Raw genomic sequence first — 16,306 nt, 5'->3', positions numbered from 1 at the left:
GATCACTCATGCGCACCGAACACAGCCAGAAGGACAGCACGCCCACCCTGATCGGTTCGGTGCAGCGCGCGCTGCGCCTCGTGGAAGCGATGTACGCGGAGAACGGCGCGACGGCCAAACGGCTCGCCCGGGTCACCGGCATCCCGCTGCCCACCGTCTACCACCTGCTTCGCACCCTCAGCCACGAGGGCTACGTGCGGCACGAAGGAGGCTCGTTCCGGCTCGCCGACGATCTTCCGCTCGCTTCCTGATCAGAAGGTGACGGGTTCCGGCCAAGCTGTCACACGCTTCGGCGCACGTTCCAGCGGAAAATGCCAGAACGCCTTTTCGCACTCCGGAAGTTGAGTAGGTTCCCTCCTGTCGCGCCGTACGACCGTGCACCCCGCACGTCCGGCCGGGAGGGGAGCCCGCGTGCCCGGGATCGACGAATGCCTGCTCGAAGCCATGGCCTTGCCTGGTGCGCGGGGGGCCGCGCTGGTCGACTGGAGCAGCGGACTGGCCCTCGGCACCGCCGGGGACTCGCCCGTGGGCGACCACGAGACCACCGCGGCCGAGACCGCCGAGCTGGCTCGGGCCGCCGCGGAATACGAGTCGTTCGCGCCGTCGGAGGCCGAGCAGATATCCGGCGGCGGAACACCCTCCGGTCCGCCCGTGGAGGACCTGATCGTCACCACCCGCACCGGTTACCACGTCCTGCGCTTCGTCGAGACCAGCTTCGACAGCAGCGTCTTCCTCCACCTCTGGCTGGACCGGACCGAGGGCAACCTCGCCCTCGCCCGGCACAGACTCCGCAGCCTCGCCGAGGGGCTGGTGCTCAGATGACCGCCCCGGCCCCCACCCCGGCCCCCACGCCGGCGCCGGTCCCGCTGCCGGCTCCGATGACCGCAGTCTCGCCGCTCCTCACCCGGCTCGCCGCCGAGCGCGCCACCGGCGCCCTGCTCCGCGACCGCGGCACCCTCTTCCTGGAGGACGGCCGCATAGTCCACGCGGAGAGTCCGGCCACACCCGGCCTCGACGTGCTGCTCACCACCGGCGGCGGCCTGGCCCCCGAGCGCTGGCGCGAGGCCCTGGACCGGGCCGGCGCCCGCCGCCAGGTCGCCCGCTTCCTCGTCGACAGCGGCGGGCTCGCGGGCGGCGAGCTGGAGATCTGCCACCTCGCCGCGATCTTCGACGCCGCGTTCTTCGCGCTCTCGCCGGGCAGCGGCCCCTCCCGGTTCCGCCGCGGGGCCACCCACTGGATCGGCTCCGTGCGCTCCGTCCCCGCCGCCGCCGTCGAGCGCGAGACCCGGCGCCGGCGGGAGCTGCTCGACGCGGTCTGGCCCTACCCGCTGCTGGACACCGCCCCGGTGGTGCCCCGGCCCGCCGCGCCGGGGCAGACCGTCACCCCGCGCCAGCGCCTCCTGCTGCACCACGCGGACGGGGTCCGCACCCCGGCCGACCTCGCGTGGGTGCTGGGCCGGCCCGCCTTTCACACGCTCCTCGACGTACGGCGCCTCGCGGCGGCCGGACTCGTCGACACCCCGCACGCCGCGGCACCCGCCCCGGCCGCGGAACCGCTGCCCGACTGGATGACCCAGGCCCAATCCCCGGACGTGGCACTGCTCCGCCGGTTACGCGACGCACTGGAGGCAAGCCTGTGAGGCTCCCGCTGCGACCGGCCCTGCGCGCCGACCGCTCCGAGCGCAGGCTGCCCGAGCGGCAGCCCGAGAGCCAGGCCGAAAGGAGAAAGGCCGACATGAGTACGGTGCCCGCCGAGGCGGAGGCCGAGATACTCGCCGAGCTCCGCAGGCTCCGGGCCCGTGTTCCCCAGCTCACCGGAGCCCTCGCCGCGAGCGTCGACGGACTCGTCCTGGCCCAGGACAGTGCCGCCACCGAGGCCGAGACCGTGGCCGCCCTGACCGCGGCCGCCCTCGGGGTGGCCCAACGGCTCAGCGACAGCACCGGCCAGGGTGTGTTCCGCGAGCTGCTCGTGCGCGGGGAACACGGGTACGTGGCGACCTACGCGGCGGGCGAGGCGGCCGTCCTCACCCTGCTCGCGGAGCCCCGCGTCAACGTCGGGCGCCTCCACCTGGAGGCCCGGCGCTCCAGCCTGCGCATAGCCGACCTCATAGACCACAGCCTCGGACGGCGGGGCCCCGGCAGTCCGCCGACGTAGCCAGGCGCCGGCGGCGCCACGCCCGTCAGGCTCCGAACCCGCACTTCCGTACACCCGCACCGCGACAGCCGTGCACACCGAAACAGCTCACCAGCCAACAAGAAAGAGGAACCTCACATGGCCAACGTGGAGACCGCACTCAAGGAAGCGACCACTTCGATCGAGGGCGCGATCGGCGCCGCCCTCGTCGACTACGGCAGCGGCATGGCCCTCGGTACCATCGGCGGCGGCAAGGACCTGGACCTGGCCGTCGCCGCCGCGGGCAACACCGACGTGGTGCGTGCCAAGGTCCGCACGATGGAGATGCTCGGTCTCCAGGACGACATCGAGGACATCCTGATCACCCTCGGCGGGCAGTACCACCTCATCCGGCTGCTGAAGGGCCGGGGCGCCACCGGCTTCTTCCTCTACCTGGCCCTCGACAGGGGCCGGGCCAACCTCGCGATGGCCCGCCACCAGCTGAAGAAGATCGAGAACGAGCTGGAGATCTGACCCGCGAGCCCGTCCCGGACCTGCTCCGGAGGCCTTCGTCAAGGTGGCGGGCGGCTTAATTCTTTGCCGTCCGCCCCGGCGATCAGTCTGGATATGTCCAAGATGGTGGGATTTTATGAATCTGTTACAGAGTACGATGCTGTAATCAGCCGATCATCGATAAAGCATAAAACGCTGGAGAATTCGCCACCCATGCCCCCGCGCTTGAGCATCGTCGTCCCCGTCTACAACGTCGAGCTCTACCTCGACGAGTGCCTGGAGTCCCTTGCCGCTCAGACCTTCACCGACTTCGAGGCCATCCTCGTAGACGATGGATCCACGGACACCAGCGCCGTCATCGCGAAGGCCTTCGCCGCGCGGGACAAGCGGTTCCGGGTCGTCATGCAGGAGAACGCCGGCCTCGGTGCCGCCCGCAACGTCGGCGCCCGGCACGCGCACGAGGACAGCGAGTACCTGGCCTTCGTCGACAGTGACGACACCATGCCCACGTACGCCTACGAGCGCCTCATCGCGGCCCTCGACGAGACGGGCTCGGACTTCGCGGGCGGCAACGTCAAGCGCTTCCGCTCCGTCGGCATGCAGCAGTCCTGGGGTCACCGGGCGGCGTTCGCCAAGACCCAGCTGAAGACCCACATCTCCAAGTTCCCGGCGCTGGTCACCGACCGCACCGCGTGGAACAAGGTCTACCGGCGCAGCTTCTGGAACGAGCACGACTTCCAGTACCCGGAGGGCATCCTCTACGAGGACGCCCCGGTCAGCATCCCCGCGCACTACTTCGCCACCAGCGTCGACATCATCAGCGACTGCGTCTACCACTGGCGCGTCCGCGAGACCGGCGAGCGCTCCATCACCCAGCGCTCCACCGACCCGGTCTCCCTGATCGACCGCGTGACCTCCGTACGCCTGGTCCGCGAGGCCCTCAAGGGCAAGGAGGGCGCCAAGTACGCCCGCTACCTGCGCGACTACGACTACAACGTGCTGAGCGAGGAACTGCCGCTCATCTACAAGTACGTCGGTGAGGGCGGCCAGGACTTCCGCGACGCGTTCGTCAAGGAGGTCGGCGGTCTCGTCCGCGAGATCGGCACCGGCCCCTGGTCCGACCTGACCGTGGCCGACCGCCTGAAGGCGTTCCTGGCCCGCGAAGGCCGCGTCGAGGACTTCATCGCCCTCCAGGACCACCAGCGGGACTACCACTACAGCGTCCCGGTCAAGGGCCTCGCCCGCCCGCAGGCGGACTACCCCTTCCTCCAGGGCCGCCCGCCCGTGCCCCCCAGGATCCTCACGCTCGGCCCGCGCGAGCGCCGCGTCGTCAGCCGCCTCGAGCAGGCCGCCTGGGCCGACGGCAAGCTGCTCCTGCGCGGCTACGCCCTGCCCGGCCACCTCGGCGCCGAAAGCCGCCTGGGCTCCCGCAAGATGCTGGTGTTCCGCGAGGGCGGCAAGCGCCGCCGCTCCGTCGTCAGCGCCCGTACGGTCGCCTCCCCGATGGCCACCGTCAACTCCCCGCACCTGGCCCTGCGCCACGCGGACTGGGCCGGCTTCACCGCCGTCGTCGACCCCTCGATCTTCCAGTCGGGCGGCACCTGGCGCGACGGCGTCTGGACCACCTCCGTCGCCGTGACCGGCGCCGGCGGTCTGCACCGCGCCCGCCTGCGGGGCGGCGAACACGACACCGGCCAGAACCCGCCCGCGCACTGGGTCGCCCCCGACGTGCGCATCCTGCCGGTCGTCTCCGGTTCCCTCACCATCCAGGTCGAGACCGTCCGTGCCCGCGCGCTGGACGTCCGCCGGGCCGGTGACGACGCCCTGGACGTCGTCGGTGAACTGGCCGCCGAAGTGGGCGCCGGCGCCACCCTGCGGGCCGTCCATTCCACCAGCGGGACCGCCCTGTCGTTCCCGCTGGAGACCTCCGCCGCCGCGGGCGGCCGGGTTCCCTTCACCGTCCGCGTGCCGCTGGCCGGACTGGCCGACGTCCCGGACGCCGAGTGCCTGCCCGGCGAGTGGACCCCGCAGCCCTGGGCCCTGACGGTGGTCGGCGCCGACGGCACCGAACACCCGCTGGCCCACGACGAGCGCGGCGGCTTCACCGGCCTGGTCGTCCCGCTGCCCGGCGGCGACCGCGGACGCTCCCTGTTCGCCAAGCGCGGCAACACCGGTCACCTGATCCTCTCCGCGCAGCCCTCGCCGCCGCTGGTCGACGGGGTCACCGCGAAGGACGGCGCAATAACCTTGCGCGGCCGCTTCCTCGCACCGACCGACGAGCCGTACGAGCTGGTCCTGCACAACGTGCACGGCGTCGAGTTCAGCTACCCGGTCACCCGTGACGGGGACACCTTCGAGACCACCTTCGTCCCCGCCCTCCCCGAGGCGTACGCGGGCCGCACCACGCTGCCCGAGGGCCGCTGGTGGCCCACCCTGCGCCCGGTCGCGCAGGGCGGAACCACCGCCGGCCTGCTCGGCGTCGACCGCGGCGCCCCCGTGCAGATGGGCCCTGGTCTGCTCTTCGCCGGACCGCACCCGCTCACCGTGCAGGGTCGCCGGATGCGCGTCGAGGCCCGCTTCCACGACCGCATGGTGCTCGTCTCGGACCCGCTGCTCAGCCCGCACGACCGCTCCAACTTCGCCCAGCGCGTGGCCCGTTACGAGACCTACCCGGCGCAGCGCGCCCTCCCGGTCAAGGACATGGTCGTCTACGACACCTTCCAGGGGAACGGGGCCGGCGACTCGCCGCGCGCCATCCACGAGGAACTCCTGCGCCGCGGCGAGAAGCTGGAGCACATCTGGCTCGTCCGCGACGGCCGCGCCGAGGTCCCCGAGACCGCCCGCGCCGTCCAGTACGACAGCGTCGAGTCCTGGGACGTGCTGGCCCGGGCCCGCTACTACGTGGTCAACTCCAACGTGCCGCGTAACTTCCTGCGCCGCTCCGGCCAGACCGTCGTCCAGACGTGGCACGGCACCCCGATCAAGCAGATCGGCCACGACTACGTCCACGACTACTACACGAGCCCCGAGGTGCTGGAGGGCCTGGAGCACGACAGCGCCCAGTGGACGCTGCTCGCCTCCCCGAGCTCGTACGCCACCCCGCTCCTCAAGCGCGCCCTCGGCTACGCCGGCGAGGTCGTCGAGTCCGGCAGCCCGCGCACGGACGCGCTGGTCAAGCCCGACCCGCAGCGGGTCGCCGAGGTGCGCCGCCGGCTCGGCCTGCCCGAGGGCAAGAAGGTCGTCCTCTACATGCCGACCTGGCGGGAGAACCGCGAGGGCTTCTCCGGCGGCTACAAGCTCGACCTGAACATCGACCTCGACGAGGCCCGCCGCGAGCTCGGCGAGGACCACGTCCTGCTGGTCCGCGGGCACCACAACGTGGGCGAGCAGGTCCGCGAGGGCGTCCGCGACGGCTTCGTCGTCGACGTGTCGCGCTGGCCCGACGCCACCGACCTGCTGCTGGTCGCCGACGTGCTGATCTCGGACTACTCCTCCGCGATCTTCGACTTCGCGGTGACCGACCGGCCGATCCTGCTGTTCACGTACGACCTGGAGCACTACCGGGGCACGCTGCGCGGCTTCAACTTCGACCTGGAGGAGAAGGCGCCCGGCCCGCTGCTCGCGGACTCGGCGAGCCTGATCGCCGCCGTCCGCGACGCGGACTCCGTCGCGGCCGAGTACGCCGGGGCGCGGGCCGCGTTCCGCGCCGAGTTCTGCGACCTCGACGACGGCTCGGCCGCGAAGCGGGTCGTCGACCGCATGCTCGGCGTCACCGGGACGCCCGGGAAGTAGCCCGTACGAGCGAATCACAGGCTGGACACGGACCGGCCCCGGGCCCACCGATGAGATTCGGGCCCGGGGCCGGTCTGTATGTGCGGACGGGTACCCACCTTCCGCGCAACGGCCTGGAGGCAGTCATGACCAGCAAGGGTTTCACCACGTGCCTGTGGTTCGACGGCAACGCGGAAGAGGCGGCCGACTTCTACCTCTCCGTCTTCAAGGACGGGAAGCTCGGGCGGACCGGCCGCTACACCGAGGCGGGCCCCGGGCCGGCGGGCACGGTGATGGTCGTGGAGTTCGAGATCAACGGGCAGCGGTTCATCGGCCTGAACGGCGGCCCGCAGTTCCCCTTCACGGAGGCCGTCTCCTTCCAGATCCACTGCGCCGACCAGGCCGAGGCCGACCACTACTGGGACGTGCTCACCCGGGACGGCGGACAGGAGGGACCCTGCGGCTGGGTCAAGGACAAGTTCGGGCTCTCCTGGCAGGTCAGCCCGGTCGAGGCCGTCGAGCTGATCGCCGACCCGGACCCGCGGCGGGCCGCCCGCGCCACCGCCGCGATGCTGCGGATGAAGAGGCTCGACGTGGCGGAGATGCGCCGGGCAGCCGACGCGGCCTGACCCGAGCCCCGAGCCCCGAGCCCCGCGACCGGAGCCCCGAACCCCGAGTCCCGCGGCCGCCCGCGACCGGAGCACCGGGCCGGGGCCGGGAGCGGGGGCCGGGTTCCCGATCGGTCCGGTGAATCCCGCCCCCCACAGGAGTGAGTCCGGGCCGCGCCCCTCCCGGCCAACCCGCCCCGGCGGCTACAAACCGGACATGAGACTCATGCCGTACGGCCCCCGCGCCCGTTCCCTGCTGCTCGTCCTGCTCGCGCTGCCGGCCCTGTCCGCCGGACCCGCCCTCGCCGCCCCGCCGGCGCCGTCGGCCGCGCACCATCACACCGCCACCCAGATCAGCCGGTTCCTCGCCTCCTTCTACGGCGAGAAAGGGCCCACCGCGTACGACCGCGAGTACCGGGTCTCGCAGGTGCTCAAGGACAAGCAGGAGGCGAACCCGCAGGCGGACGTCCTGCTCTGCTCCCAGAACCGGCCGCTGGGCGTGGGTATCGGCCCCGTCACCGTCGCGCAGTCGGCCGGGGTCGGCTGGGCCACCGTCACCACGCGCTGGGCGGCCGACGCCACCGACACCTTCACCGCGTACGTACGCCTTGACTCCCTCCCCATCCGGCTCGACGACGTGATCTGCGCGGGCTGACCCCCGTAGCGCGGCCTCCGGAGCCGGGCTCGGGTCCTTCCGGCATCTGGTACAACACGGGACATGACGGGAACGGGATTCGAGATCGGCGGCGCCGGCGCCGCCGACATGGAGCTGATGCGGGCCTGGGCCGAGGAGGAGGGCTGGGATCCGTCCGTCCGCCGGCCCCTCCCGGGTCGGCCCCCTGTACGCCGCCGGCCCCGAGGTGGCGGCCGCGCTGCTGTGCGGGCTCGCCCGGCACGCCCCCGACGGGCGGGTCTGCGTGGACGCGCCGGACGCGAACGCGGCCGCCGCCGGGCTCCTCGCGGGCCTCGGCCTCGTCCCGAGCTTCGAGACGGTCCGGATGTACACCGGCCCCGCCCCCGAGGCCGACCTCGCCGGGATCTACGGGGTCACCAGTCTTGAACTGGGCTGACGGGTGAGGCGGGCCGCCCCGGCACGCGCGGGCCTCCCGCCCCCGTACCCCTCACCCCCCGTACCCCTCACCGACCCCCTCGCGAGCCGGACTGCGGTCGCACGGCGCCGCCCGACTCCGGGTGACGCGGGGTCAGAAGTTGAACAGCGCCCCGGTGGCGCTCCCCAGGCCGCACGGGTTGCCGAACGTGTACGTGTAGCTCATCCGTTGGCCCTCCCACACCCCGTCGGCCCGGACCGTCATCGGATTCCACTCCCTCGTACACGCGGTGTCCGGAGCCGGTGCGGCGAGGGCGTCCAACTCGGGGCTGTAGGCCTGTAATTCGGCACACGCGGCGGCCGGGTCCGGGTGCGTCCCGCCGGGCGTCGGCGCGCAGACGAGGGTCACCGCCCGCAGTACCGTTCCGGCGTCGGCGTCCTCCCCGGCCGCCACGCTGAGCACGAGCGCGGACGGGGCGTACAGGCTCGCGGTGCCGGCGGGGGCCGCTCCGGCCGCTCCCGGCCAGGCCAGCGCGGTGAGCGCGGTGAGCGCCATGGCAGCCGAACCGAGCCCGAGACCCCTTGCGATGGACCGCATTTCGAACACTCCCTTGGGTTGTTGTTTCGGATAGCGGACAGAGTCTTGCCCACGCGGTCCGCGAACGCCCGTTCGCACCCCCATTTTCCGTCACCGATCGTGTACGGATGACCGCAGACCGCAGCGGTGCGAGTCGACTGACCAGTGCGGGAGCGGTCCGCCGAATCGGCCGAACACCGACGCGGAGACCCTCCCGAAACGCCCCCGAACCCCTCCCGGAACACGTGGGTGGCGCGGCGGTGACGGGACCCGGCCCCCGGCGGGGGCAGCCCCGCCCGACCGTGTGCGGGGGTGGGGGCACGCTGACGGCGCGGGCCGCCGGCGTGCGGCGGTCCGGGACCGGCGTCAGCGGGCCGCGGTGTGCGGTGCGTACAGGTCGAGGAGGCGGGTACGGGTCTGGTGCAGCCGGAGGGCGAGCACGCGCCCGACCCAGTGCCCCACCGCGGAACCGAACGCGGGATCGGCGTCCATCAGCATCCGTATGCCGGGGCCGTCGAACTCGTACGCGCGCACCGGTGTCATCGCCTCGGCGCCCAGCTGCCACACGTACGGCGGGAACAGCCACGACCAGCCCACCAGCTCACCGGGGCCGAGGTTCTCCACGGAGGCGGGCCGACGGCCGGGCACGGGGATCTCCAGGGTCACGGTTCCCGAGCGCACGATCCAGAACGACTCCGCACGCGAGCCCTCGTCGAAGATCCGTGCGCCCTCCCGGAAGTGGACCTCCCGGGCCTGCGACATCAGCCTCCCGCGGTGCTCCGTGGACAGGACGGCGGCGATCCGGATGGGGGAAGGTGTGCTCACGACTGCCTCCGATCACGACCCCCCGGTGGCTCCTGCTCATCCCAGTGTCGCCGACACCCGCCCGATCGAGAGCGGTCGCGCACCGCTTCTTCCCGGGGTAATCTCCCGGTCCTCCCGCGGTACGGTCCCGGAGCCCCGAACCGGGCCGGCGCGCAGCCTTCCCGGGCCGTGTGGCGGACGCCGCCCGGACGCCCGCCTACTCCTCGGCGCTCGCTTCCAGGCAGGCCAGCTCCACCGCGTCCAGCACCGCCTCGTGGCTGCGCCGGCTGAGTTCCGCGACGTTCTCGATCTGCGCCGTCGCCCAGGCCGCCAGTGTCATCACCAGCACGCGCAGCCCGTCCGTGCCGTACTCCGCCAGGATCGCGTCGGCGACGATCATGGCGTCCTCGGGCACCTGCTCCGGCGGCTCCAGGCCCGCGAGGCCGCGCAGCATGACGAGGGTCCGGCGGGAGATCTCCGGCGTCATCCTCGCCAGCCGCATGTCTTCTTCGTCGTCCATCAGCCCCACCTCCGGTGCCGTGCCCGTCCCCCCAGGGCACCGTAGAGGGGCCCGGACCCGGCGCGTGGCGCTTTCGCCAGGGTGACGGGGGGTAAACGGGTGGCGCCGATGGGTTCCGGTTGACGCGATCCGGATCATGCCACGACGAATCACGGCATTCCGCTCCCGCTCCCGCCGCCCCTCCCGCCGCGCCGACCGGCGCCATCCGTACGCCCGTTGGCTTCCCTGCCCGGGGACCTGCCGGCAACTTGACCGCGGTGCGGCCCGCCCCGGGCGGCCGGCCACGGCAGGAGCGAGATGAAGCGCCTCCGCCCGCCCCTCCCCGGCGGCCCTGCTCCGCCGGCCCCTGGCCCCGGCCTGACCCACGCTCCGGGCGGCCCGTTTCCCGTACGCGTGTTCACACCGGATCGTCGGCGCGGCCGGTGTACGGGCTTTCCGCGGAGCGATTCGGCATCCGATGTGCCAAGTGGGATGAACCGAGCGCCGATCCGCCCTAGGGTGCGCCCGTACGCATGGTTTGCGGACAGCTGTACGGCTGTTTCAGGCCATGACTCACCCGGCCGCGCGTGGCACGGCCGTAGCGCACACCGAACTGGGGGGTTCATGCGTAGATCCAGAGGCCTGGCGGCCGCACTCGGCCTGTCCCTTGCCGCAACCGGCGCGACGATAGGCCTGGGCCTCGTGCCGCAGGCGGCGGCGATCACCCCGCCCGTCGCCTTCACCGCCGACGCGCTGGCGACCTGGCAGCCCAACGGAGTCGTCTGGGCCCTCGCCGAAGCGGGCGGCAAGGTCTTCGTCGGCGGCACCTTCTCCGTCGTACGCCCGCCCACGGGCGGCGCCGGCAGCGAGCAGTCCGCCGTGAACTTCGTCGCCCTCGACGCGGCGACAGGCGCTCCCACCGCCTGCACCCTGTCCTTCACCGTCGGCGGCGGCACCGCCACCGTCCGCGCGCTCACCCTCTCGCCCGACCGGCAGACCCTGTACGCGGGCGGCTACTTCGGCGCCGTCAACGGCACCCCCGTCTCCAGCCTCGCCGCGATCGACGTGGCGACCTGCACGGTGAAGACCGGCTTCCGCCCGGCGTTCGCCGCCACCGTCCGCGCCCTGGCGGTCACGGGCGACACCGTCTACGCGGGCGGCGACTTCCTCACCGTCGCCGGCCAGCAGCGCGAGCGCTTCGCGGCGGTCGACGCGGACAACGGGGCGCTGCGCCCCTTCACGGCCGACGCCGACGAGCCCGGCCGGGCCGTCGAGGTCACCCCCGACGGCAGCAAGGTCATCCTCGGCGGGGACTTCTTCACCGTCAACGGAACGAACACGCACGCGCTGGCCGTCGTCGACGCCACCACCGGCGCGCTCGCCACGTCCTACCCCGGCTTCATCGAGAACAACTCGGTGGTCAAGGACGTCGCGACCGACGCGACCGGCTTCTACACCGCCAACGAGGGCACGGGCGGCGGCGTCTTCGACGGCCGCATCGCCCTCAACCTCGCCGACCTGGGCCAGCGCTGGCGCGACACCTGCCTCGGCGCGACCCAGGCGGTGCTCCCGTACCAGGACGTGCTCTACAGCGCCTCTCACGCCCACGACTGCTCCAGCGTCGGAGAGTTCCCCGACGGCCAGCGACACCACCTCCTCGCGCAGCCGACCACCGGCACCGGCAAGCTGGGCTGGGCGCCCGACACCAACGACGGCATCGGCGAGGGCATCGGCCCGCGCGTCATGGCGGTCGGCTCCAAGAGCGGCGTCCAGTACCTGTGGGTCGGCGGCGAGTTCACCACCGTCAACGGGGCCGCGCAGCAGAGCCTGACCCGGTTCGCCTCCACCGGGGACACCGGCGCGCCCACCGTGCCGGTGGCCGGCGCGGTCAGCTTCGCGCCCGGCGAGGCCCAGGTCCGCTGGCGCACCAGCCTCGACCTGGACGACAGCGCCCTGACCTACAAGATCTACCGCAACGGCGCGGCCACCCCCATCGCCACGGTCAACGCCGACTCGCTGTTCTTCCGGCGCCCGCAGGCCTCCTGGACCGACACCACCGTCTCGGCGGGCCAGTCGTACACGTACCGTGTGACGGCCACCGACGCGGCCGGTAACGCCAGCGCCCTGTCGGGGACGGCGAGCGTAACGGTGCCGACCTCGGTGGACGGCTACCCGAACCAGGTCCGCGCCGACGGGGCACAGCAGTTCTGGCGCTACGACGAGTCCGTGCCGCCCTTCGCCGCCGACTCCTCGGTGAGCGGCAACCAGGCGGGCGTGCACCTGAACGGGCCGGCCCTGCGCCAGACGCCCGGAGCCGTCACCGGCGCCAGTACGGCGATCGGCTTCGACGGCACAAACACCCAGGTGTACGGGGACAAGCGCCAGAACGTGGGCAGCACGTACACCGTCGAGACATGGTTCCGGACGAACACCACCCGGGGCGGCAAGCTCGTCGGTTTCGGGAACAACCAGGACCGTACGAGCAGCCAGTACGACAAGCACGTCTACATGACCAATGACGGCCGGCTGGTCTTCGGCGTCTACACCGGGGCCACCCGCACCGTCACCACCAGCGCGGCCTACAACGACAACACCTGGCACCACGTCGTCGCGACGCAGGGGCCGGGAGGGATGACCCTGTACGTGGACGGCGTCCAGAAGGGCACCCTGAACGTCACCACGCACGAGAACTTCTCGGGCTACTGGCACGCCGGCGGCGACAACCTGGGCGGCTGGCCGGACCGGCCGACCAGCGACTTCTGGGCGGGCCGCCTGGACGAGACCGCCGTCTACCCGACCGTCCTGAGCGCGGCGCAGGTGCAGAACCACTTCACCCTCGCCTCCGCCCCGGCCGACTCGGTCGTGGAGGTGACCGCATCCGAGGACACCTACGCCAACGCCGGCGCGCCCGGCACCAACTACGGGACCTCCGGCTCGCTCGCGGTGCGCGGCAGCTCGTTCTACGCGAGCTACCTGCGCTTCGAGCTGCCCGCGGCGCCCGCGGGCACGGTGCTCAAGTCGGCCGTCCTCGGCGTGAAGACGAGCACGATGAGCGGCGCCGGCACCGCGAACACCGTCTCGGTGGTCCCGGTCACCGGGGCGTGGACCGAAGCGGGGACCACGTACACCAACCGCCCTGCCCTGGGCGGGACGGCGCTCGGTACCTTCGCGGGCGTCCCGGACGGCTCGGCGGTGCACTCCACCGGTCTCAACACCCCCGCCGTGGCGGCCGCGCTGGGCACCGGCTACGGCCTGGCACTGACCAGCAGCGGTACGGACGCGCTGTGGCTGTGGTCCTCGGAGGCCCAGGCCAACGAGGGGACTCCGCGGCTGACGCTGACCTTCGGGGCGCCGTAGCCGAGGACTGAACGGGCGAGGGGGCGCGGGCCGACAGCGGCTCGCGCCCCCTCGTGCTGTGCCGGGCCCCCTTCGTTGCCGAACCGTGATGAGTTCTTAGCATCAGAGGCCAAGTATTCGTTCCGCCGCCGCATCCGCGACTAGAAAGGACCGGAGCGAGCCCCTCCCGGCGACGCGGACGGCGCCGGCCGTCGGCGGCCGGGGACATGTGAAAGGCGGTGGATGTTCCGTGCGTGAGTGCGGCAGGACCGAAACGATCGCGGTCGATTTCCCTCCGGGAAGTCCGAGTTCCGGCGCCGCCACCTGATGCGCGCCGTCATGCCGGACCCCGTGTCGTTTTCGGTGGAGTGCGCCTCCGTCGAGGAGTACCGGCTCCTCGCGTCGACCATCCGGTCCAAGGCGGCGGAGGTGCGGGGCTTTTCGGAGAATGCGGGGGGCGGGGAGGCAAGGGTGCGTTACCTCCCCGTGCGCATGCAGCAGAGAGGCCTTTTCGTCGAGCTCTACATCGAACTCCGAGTGCACAATCCGGGGATTCGCCTCGTCGGGTTCCGCAACACCTTCGAAAACGGGCAGGCCCCGCCGGAAGCCCATTTCCGCCATGTGCGCGACTCGGTCGCGCCACCGGGCATCCGAAGAGCGGAAGCCCTGCCGTTCGGCGGAGGCCGCTCCCTCGAGGCGGCGGCCGACGTGGGGCGGGCGTGCCTTCCCCTGGGACGGAGGTCCATGGTCAACGCGATCATCTGGCTCCACCGGAACACTGATCCGAAGTGCACCGCACGGGCGATCCTCGTGCTGTCGGAGATGCTCTGCGAGGCCGCCCGGTCGCCCGTCCTGGCGGACGAGATGGCGCGCCTCTGGATGACCGGCGGCCCGCTGTCGACCGCGATGAGGACAGCCGCCTGACGGCGCCCCTCGAATTCACCGCAGGGGCCCCGTGTGTGGTCGCCTGATATCCGGTACCGCGGCGTGGCCGCGGCACCCCCGGGCGCCCCGAACAATTCGCCCTTCAATTCGCTCCGCATGCGCGAGCGTTTGTGCGGCGGCATCCGCGCAGGCTGTCATCCGCCTGCCCGGAACGTTCTTCGATCCTCTGTTCCGAAGTGTTCTCGCAGGCCGGGACGCAGGCTGTCAGGCATTCGGAAGATTCTTCAAAGAAGCACCAATCCAAGGGTGTTGGTGCCCCGAAGAAGGAGCGAGACCCTCTTCGGGAACTCTTTTCAACCCCGTACGATCTGCGATTCCCATACCGGGAATCCATGGAACAGGAGCGAATGTGATAGCCAAGCGCACCGGCCGCCTCGTGGCACTCGCCGCCGTACCCGCCGCCGTGTTCCTGACCGTCGGCCTCTCCGGCCCAGCTCTCGCGGACGGCGGGAAGGCGTACCAGATCGACCTGGCGCAGCTGAACGGCTCCGGTGCCCGGGGGACCGTCATGCTCAGCCTCAAGGGCAGGCAGCTCACCGTGCAGATCGAGTCCGAGGGCATGGTGCCCGGACAGCCGTCGGCCCAGCACCTGCACGGCTCCACCAAGGCCCACGACTTCCATTGCCCCGACGCCAGCGATGACACCGACGGCGACGGGATCCTCAGCAACACCGAGGCCACGGTCGACTACGGCGACATCAACATCTCCCTCACCACGTCCGGGAGCACCGAGGCGGCCAGCGGTCTCGCCGTGGACCGCATGCCCGTCGCCGACAAGCAGGGAAAGGTCTCCTACAAGCGGACGATCCCCGTCGGGCAGGACGTGGTCGACAGCATCAAGGACCTGCACGTCGTGCAGCACGGGATCGACCGCAACAACAACGACAAGTACGACTTCGAGGGAGCCGGGAAGAGCGAGCTCGACCCGAAGCTCCCCCAGGAGGCCACGGCTCCGACCAACTGCGGAGAGGTCAAGGGGGCGGCCGTGGGCTCCATCCCGGTCGGCGGCATCGAGACGGGCGGCTCCGCCCCGCAGGGCGCGTCGGCGCCGACGGCGACGATGGCCGGGGCGGCCATCGCCCTGTCCGTGGCGGCGGTCGGCGCGGTGACGGCCGCACGGAGGCGGGTCACCGCCGTCCCCGTCCGCAGGGACCGTACGGGCGGCGCCGCGTGAAGCCGGCCCCGACCCGCGTCACCGAGCCCGGCGCGTCCACCGCGCGGCCCCGCCGCCGGGCCGCGGGCCCCCTGGCCGCCACCGCCCTCGCCGCGCTGCTCCTCGCGGGATGCTCCGGCCAGGACCCGGCGGCCCCCTCCACCCCGCAGGGGCAGGCCCCCCAGGGACAGGCCCAGCCGGGCGGGGCGCCGGCCGCCGGCGGCGCGGACACCCCCGCCGGGGAGGTGTCCCCGGGCGGCCCCGGCGCGTCACCCGGAGCCGGGGCGTCCGGCGGTACGGGTACGGGAGGAGGCCAGGCCAAGCCCGCCCTCGCCCGCTCCGCGCCGCAGAAGATCTCGATCCCGTCGCTCGGCGTCTCCAGCTCCCTGGAGACGCTCCGGCAGAACGCGGACGGAACCATGGAGACCCCGAAGGACCCCGGTCTCGCGGGCTGGTACGAGCCGGGCCCCACCCCCGGATCCCAGGGTCCGGCCGTGATCGCGGGCCACGTCACCTGGAACGGCGCTTCGGCCGTGTTCGAGAAGCTGAAGACGATGAAGGCCGGCGACACGATCAAGGTGACCAGGCAGGACAACAAGACGGTCACCTTCACGGTGAACAGGGTCGCCGAGTACCCGAAGGCGGAGTTCCCGACGCTCGAGGTCTACAAGAACCTCGACCACGCGGGCCTGCGCCTGGTGACCTGCGGCGGCGACTTCGACCCGAAGAAGAACTACTACGACAGCAACGTGGTGGTGTTCGCCCAGATGACGGGTACCGCGTAGCCCGGCGCCGCGTAGCCCGGCGCCGCGTGGCCCGGTACCGCGTGGCCCGGTACCGCGTGGCCCGGCGCCGCGTGGCCCGGCGCCGGGGACCCGGGAGGCGCGTCCGTCAGCCGCGGTACGGCCCCCGGGGCCTGGGGACCGGCCCCACGGTCCT

Annotated in this window: 16 protein-coding genes; 13 read left to right on the top strand and 3 right to left on the bottom strand. The window is 72.3% G+C overall.

Annotated elements, in window-relative coordinates:
- Positions 1-8: 8 nt before the first annotated feature.
- The 9 genes from OTB16_RS34560 (at position 9) to OTB16_RS34520 (ending at position 8,075) form a co-directional block, all read left to right on the top strand.
- Entirely contained in the window at positions 9-251 is a 243-nt protein-coding gene (locus tag OTB16_RS34560; RefSeq protein WP_383900109.1) for a helix-turn-helix domain-containing protein, read from the top strand.
- A gap of 160 nt (positions 252-411) precedes the next feature.
- Entirely contained in the window at positions 412-822 is a 411-nt protein-coding gene (locus tag OTB16_RS34555; RefSeq protein ID WP_267726234.1) for a hypothetical protein, read from the top strand.
- A gap of 56 nt (positions 823-878) precedes the next feature.
- Positions 879-1,640: a transcriptional regulator gene (locus tag OTB16_RS34550; protein WP_267726273.1), complete on the top strand. Its 762-nt coding sequence runs from the start codon at positions 879-881 to the stop codon at positions 1,638-1,640.
- 95 nt (positions 1,641-1,735) lie between these two features.
- Complete coding sequence (locus OTB16_RS34545; RefSeq protein WP_267726232.1) at positions 1,736-2,155, top strand: roadblock/LC7 domain-containing protein; 420 nt, start codon at positions 1,736-1,738, stop codon at positions 2,153-2,155.
- A gap of 117 nt (positions 2,156-2,272) precedes the next feature.
- Positions 2,273-2,647, top strand: coding sequence for a hypothetical protein (locus OTB16_RS34540; RefSeq protein ID WP_267726230.1), 375 nt, complete (start codon positions 2,273-2,275; stop codon positions 2,645-2,647).
- A 204-nt stretch (positions 2,648-2,851) separates the two neighbouring features.
- Positions 2,852-6,418 carry a bifunctional glycosyltransferase/CDP-glycerol:glycerophosphate glycerophosphotransferase gene (locus OTB16_RS34535; RefSeq protein ID WP_267726228.1) on the top strand — a complete coding sequence of 1,189 codons (3,567 nt, stop codon included), beginning with the start codon at positions 2,852-2,854 and terminating at the stop codon, positions 6,416-6,418.
- Positions 6,419-6,543: 125 nt separating this feature from the next.
- Positions 6,544-7,026, top strand: a complete 483-nt coding sequence (locus OTB16_RS34530) for a VOC family protein (protein ID WP_267726226.1) — start codon at positions 6,544-6,546, stop codon at positions 7,024-7,026.
- Positions 7,027-7,222: 196 nt separating this feature from the next.
- A complete protein-coding gene (locus OTB16_RS34525; RefSeq protein WP_267726225.1) occupies positions 7,223-7,660 on the top strand; it encodes a hypothetical protein in 438 nt (145 codons plus the stop codon).
- Positions 7,661-7,808: 148 nt separating this feature from the next.
- Positions 7,809-8,075, top strand: coding sequence for a GNAT family N-acetyltransferase (locus OTB16_RS34520; protein WP_420717856.1), 267 nt, complete (start codon positions 7,809-7,811; stop codon positions 8,073-8,075).
- 132 nt (positions 8,076-8,207) lie between these two features.
- Here OTB16_RS34520 and OTB16_RS34515 read toward each other — a convergent pair whose 3' ends face one another.
- From OTB16_RS34515 to OTB16_RS34505, 3 genes are all read right to left on the bottom strand, one after another.
- Entirely contained in the window at positions 8,208-8,651 is a 444-nt protein-coding gene (locus OTB16_RS34515; RefSeq protein ID WP_267726223.1) for a subtilase-type protease inhibitor, read from the bottom strand.
- Positions 8,652-8,996: 345 nt separating this feature from the next.
- Positions 8,997-9,455: a Crp/Fnr family transcriptional regulator gene (locus tag OTB16_RS34510; RefSeq protein ID WP_267726221.1), complete on the bottom strand. Its 459-nt coding sequence runs from the start codon at positions 9,453-9,455 to the stop codon at positions 8,997-8,999.
- 196 nt (positions 9,456-9,651) lie between these two features.
- A complete protein-coding gene (locus OTB16_RS34505) occupies positions 9,652-9,954 on the bottom strand; it encodes a hypothetical protein (protein WP_267726219.1) in 303 nt (100 codons plus the stop codon).
- 603 nt (positions 9,955-10,557) lie between these two features.
- On the opposite strand from OTB16_RS34505, the gene OTB16_RS34500 reads away from it, so the two are divergent.
- The 4 genes from OTB16_RS34500 (at position 10,558) to OTB16_RS34485 (ending at position 16,152) form a co-directional block, all read left to right on the top strand.
- Entirely contained in the window at positions 10,558-13,290 is a 2,733-nt protein-coding gene (locus OTB16_RS34500; protein ID WP_267726218.1) for a LamG-like jellyroll fold domain-containing protein, read from the top strand.
- A gap of 237 nt (positions 13,291-13,527) precedes the next feature.
- Positions 13,528-14,193: a ribosome-inactivating family protein gene (locus OTB16_RS34495; RefSeq protein ID WP_267726217.1), complete on the top strand. Its 666-nt coding sequence runs from the start codon at positions 13,528-13,530 to the stop codon at positions 14,191-14,193.
- Between the two features lie 370 nt (positions 14,194-14,563).
- On the top strand, positions 14,564-15,388 hold the full coding sequence (locus tag OTB16_RS34490; protein WP_267726216.1) for a hypothetical protein: 825 nt from the start codon (positions 14,564-14,566) through the stop codon (positions 15,386-15,388).
- Entirely contained in the window at positions 15,385-16,152 is a 768-nt protein-coding gene (locus OTB16_RS34485; RefSeq protein ID WP_267726215.1) for a class F sortase, read from the top strand. Before OTB16_RS34490 ends, OTB16_RS34485 begins: the two co-directional genes overlap by 4 nt.
- Positions 16,153-16,306: the final 154 nt, after the last annotated feature.

This window comes from Streptomyces antarcticus (assembly GCF_026627255.1).
Classification (GTDB): Bacteria; Actinomycetota; Actinomycetes; order Streptomycetales; family Streptomycetaceae; genus Streptomyces; species Streptomyces antarcticus.
The sequence above is the reverse complement of the archived record's forward strand: the minus strand, read 5'-3'. Positions and strand labels throughout refer to the sequence as shown.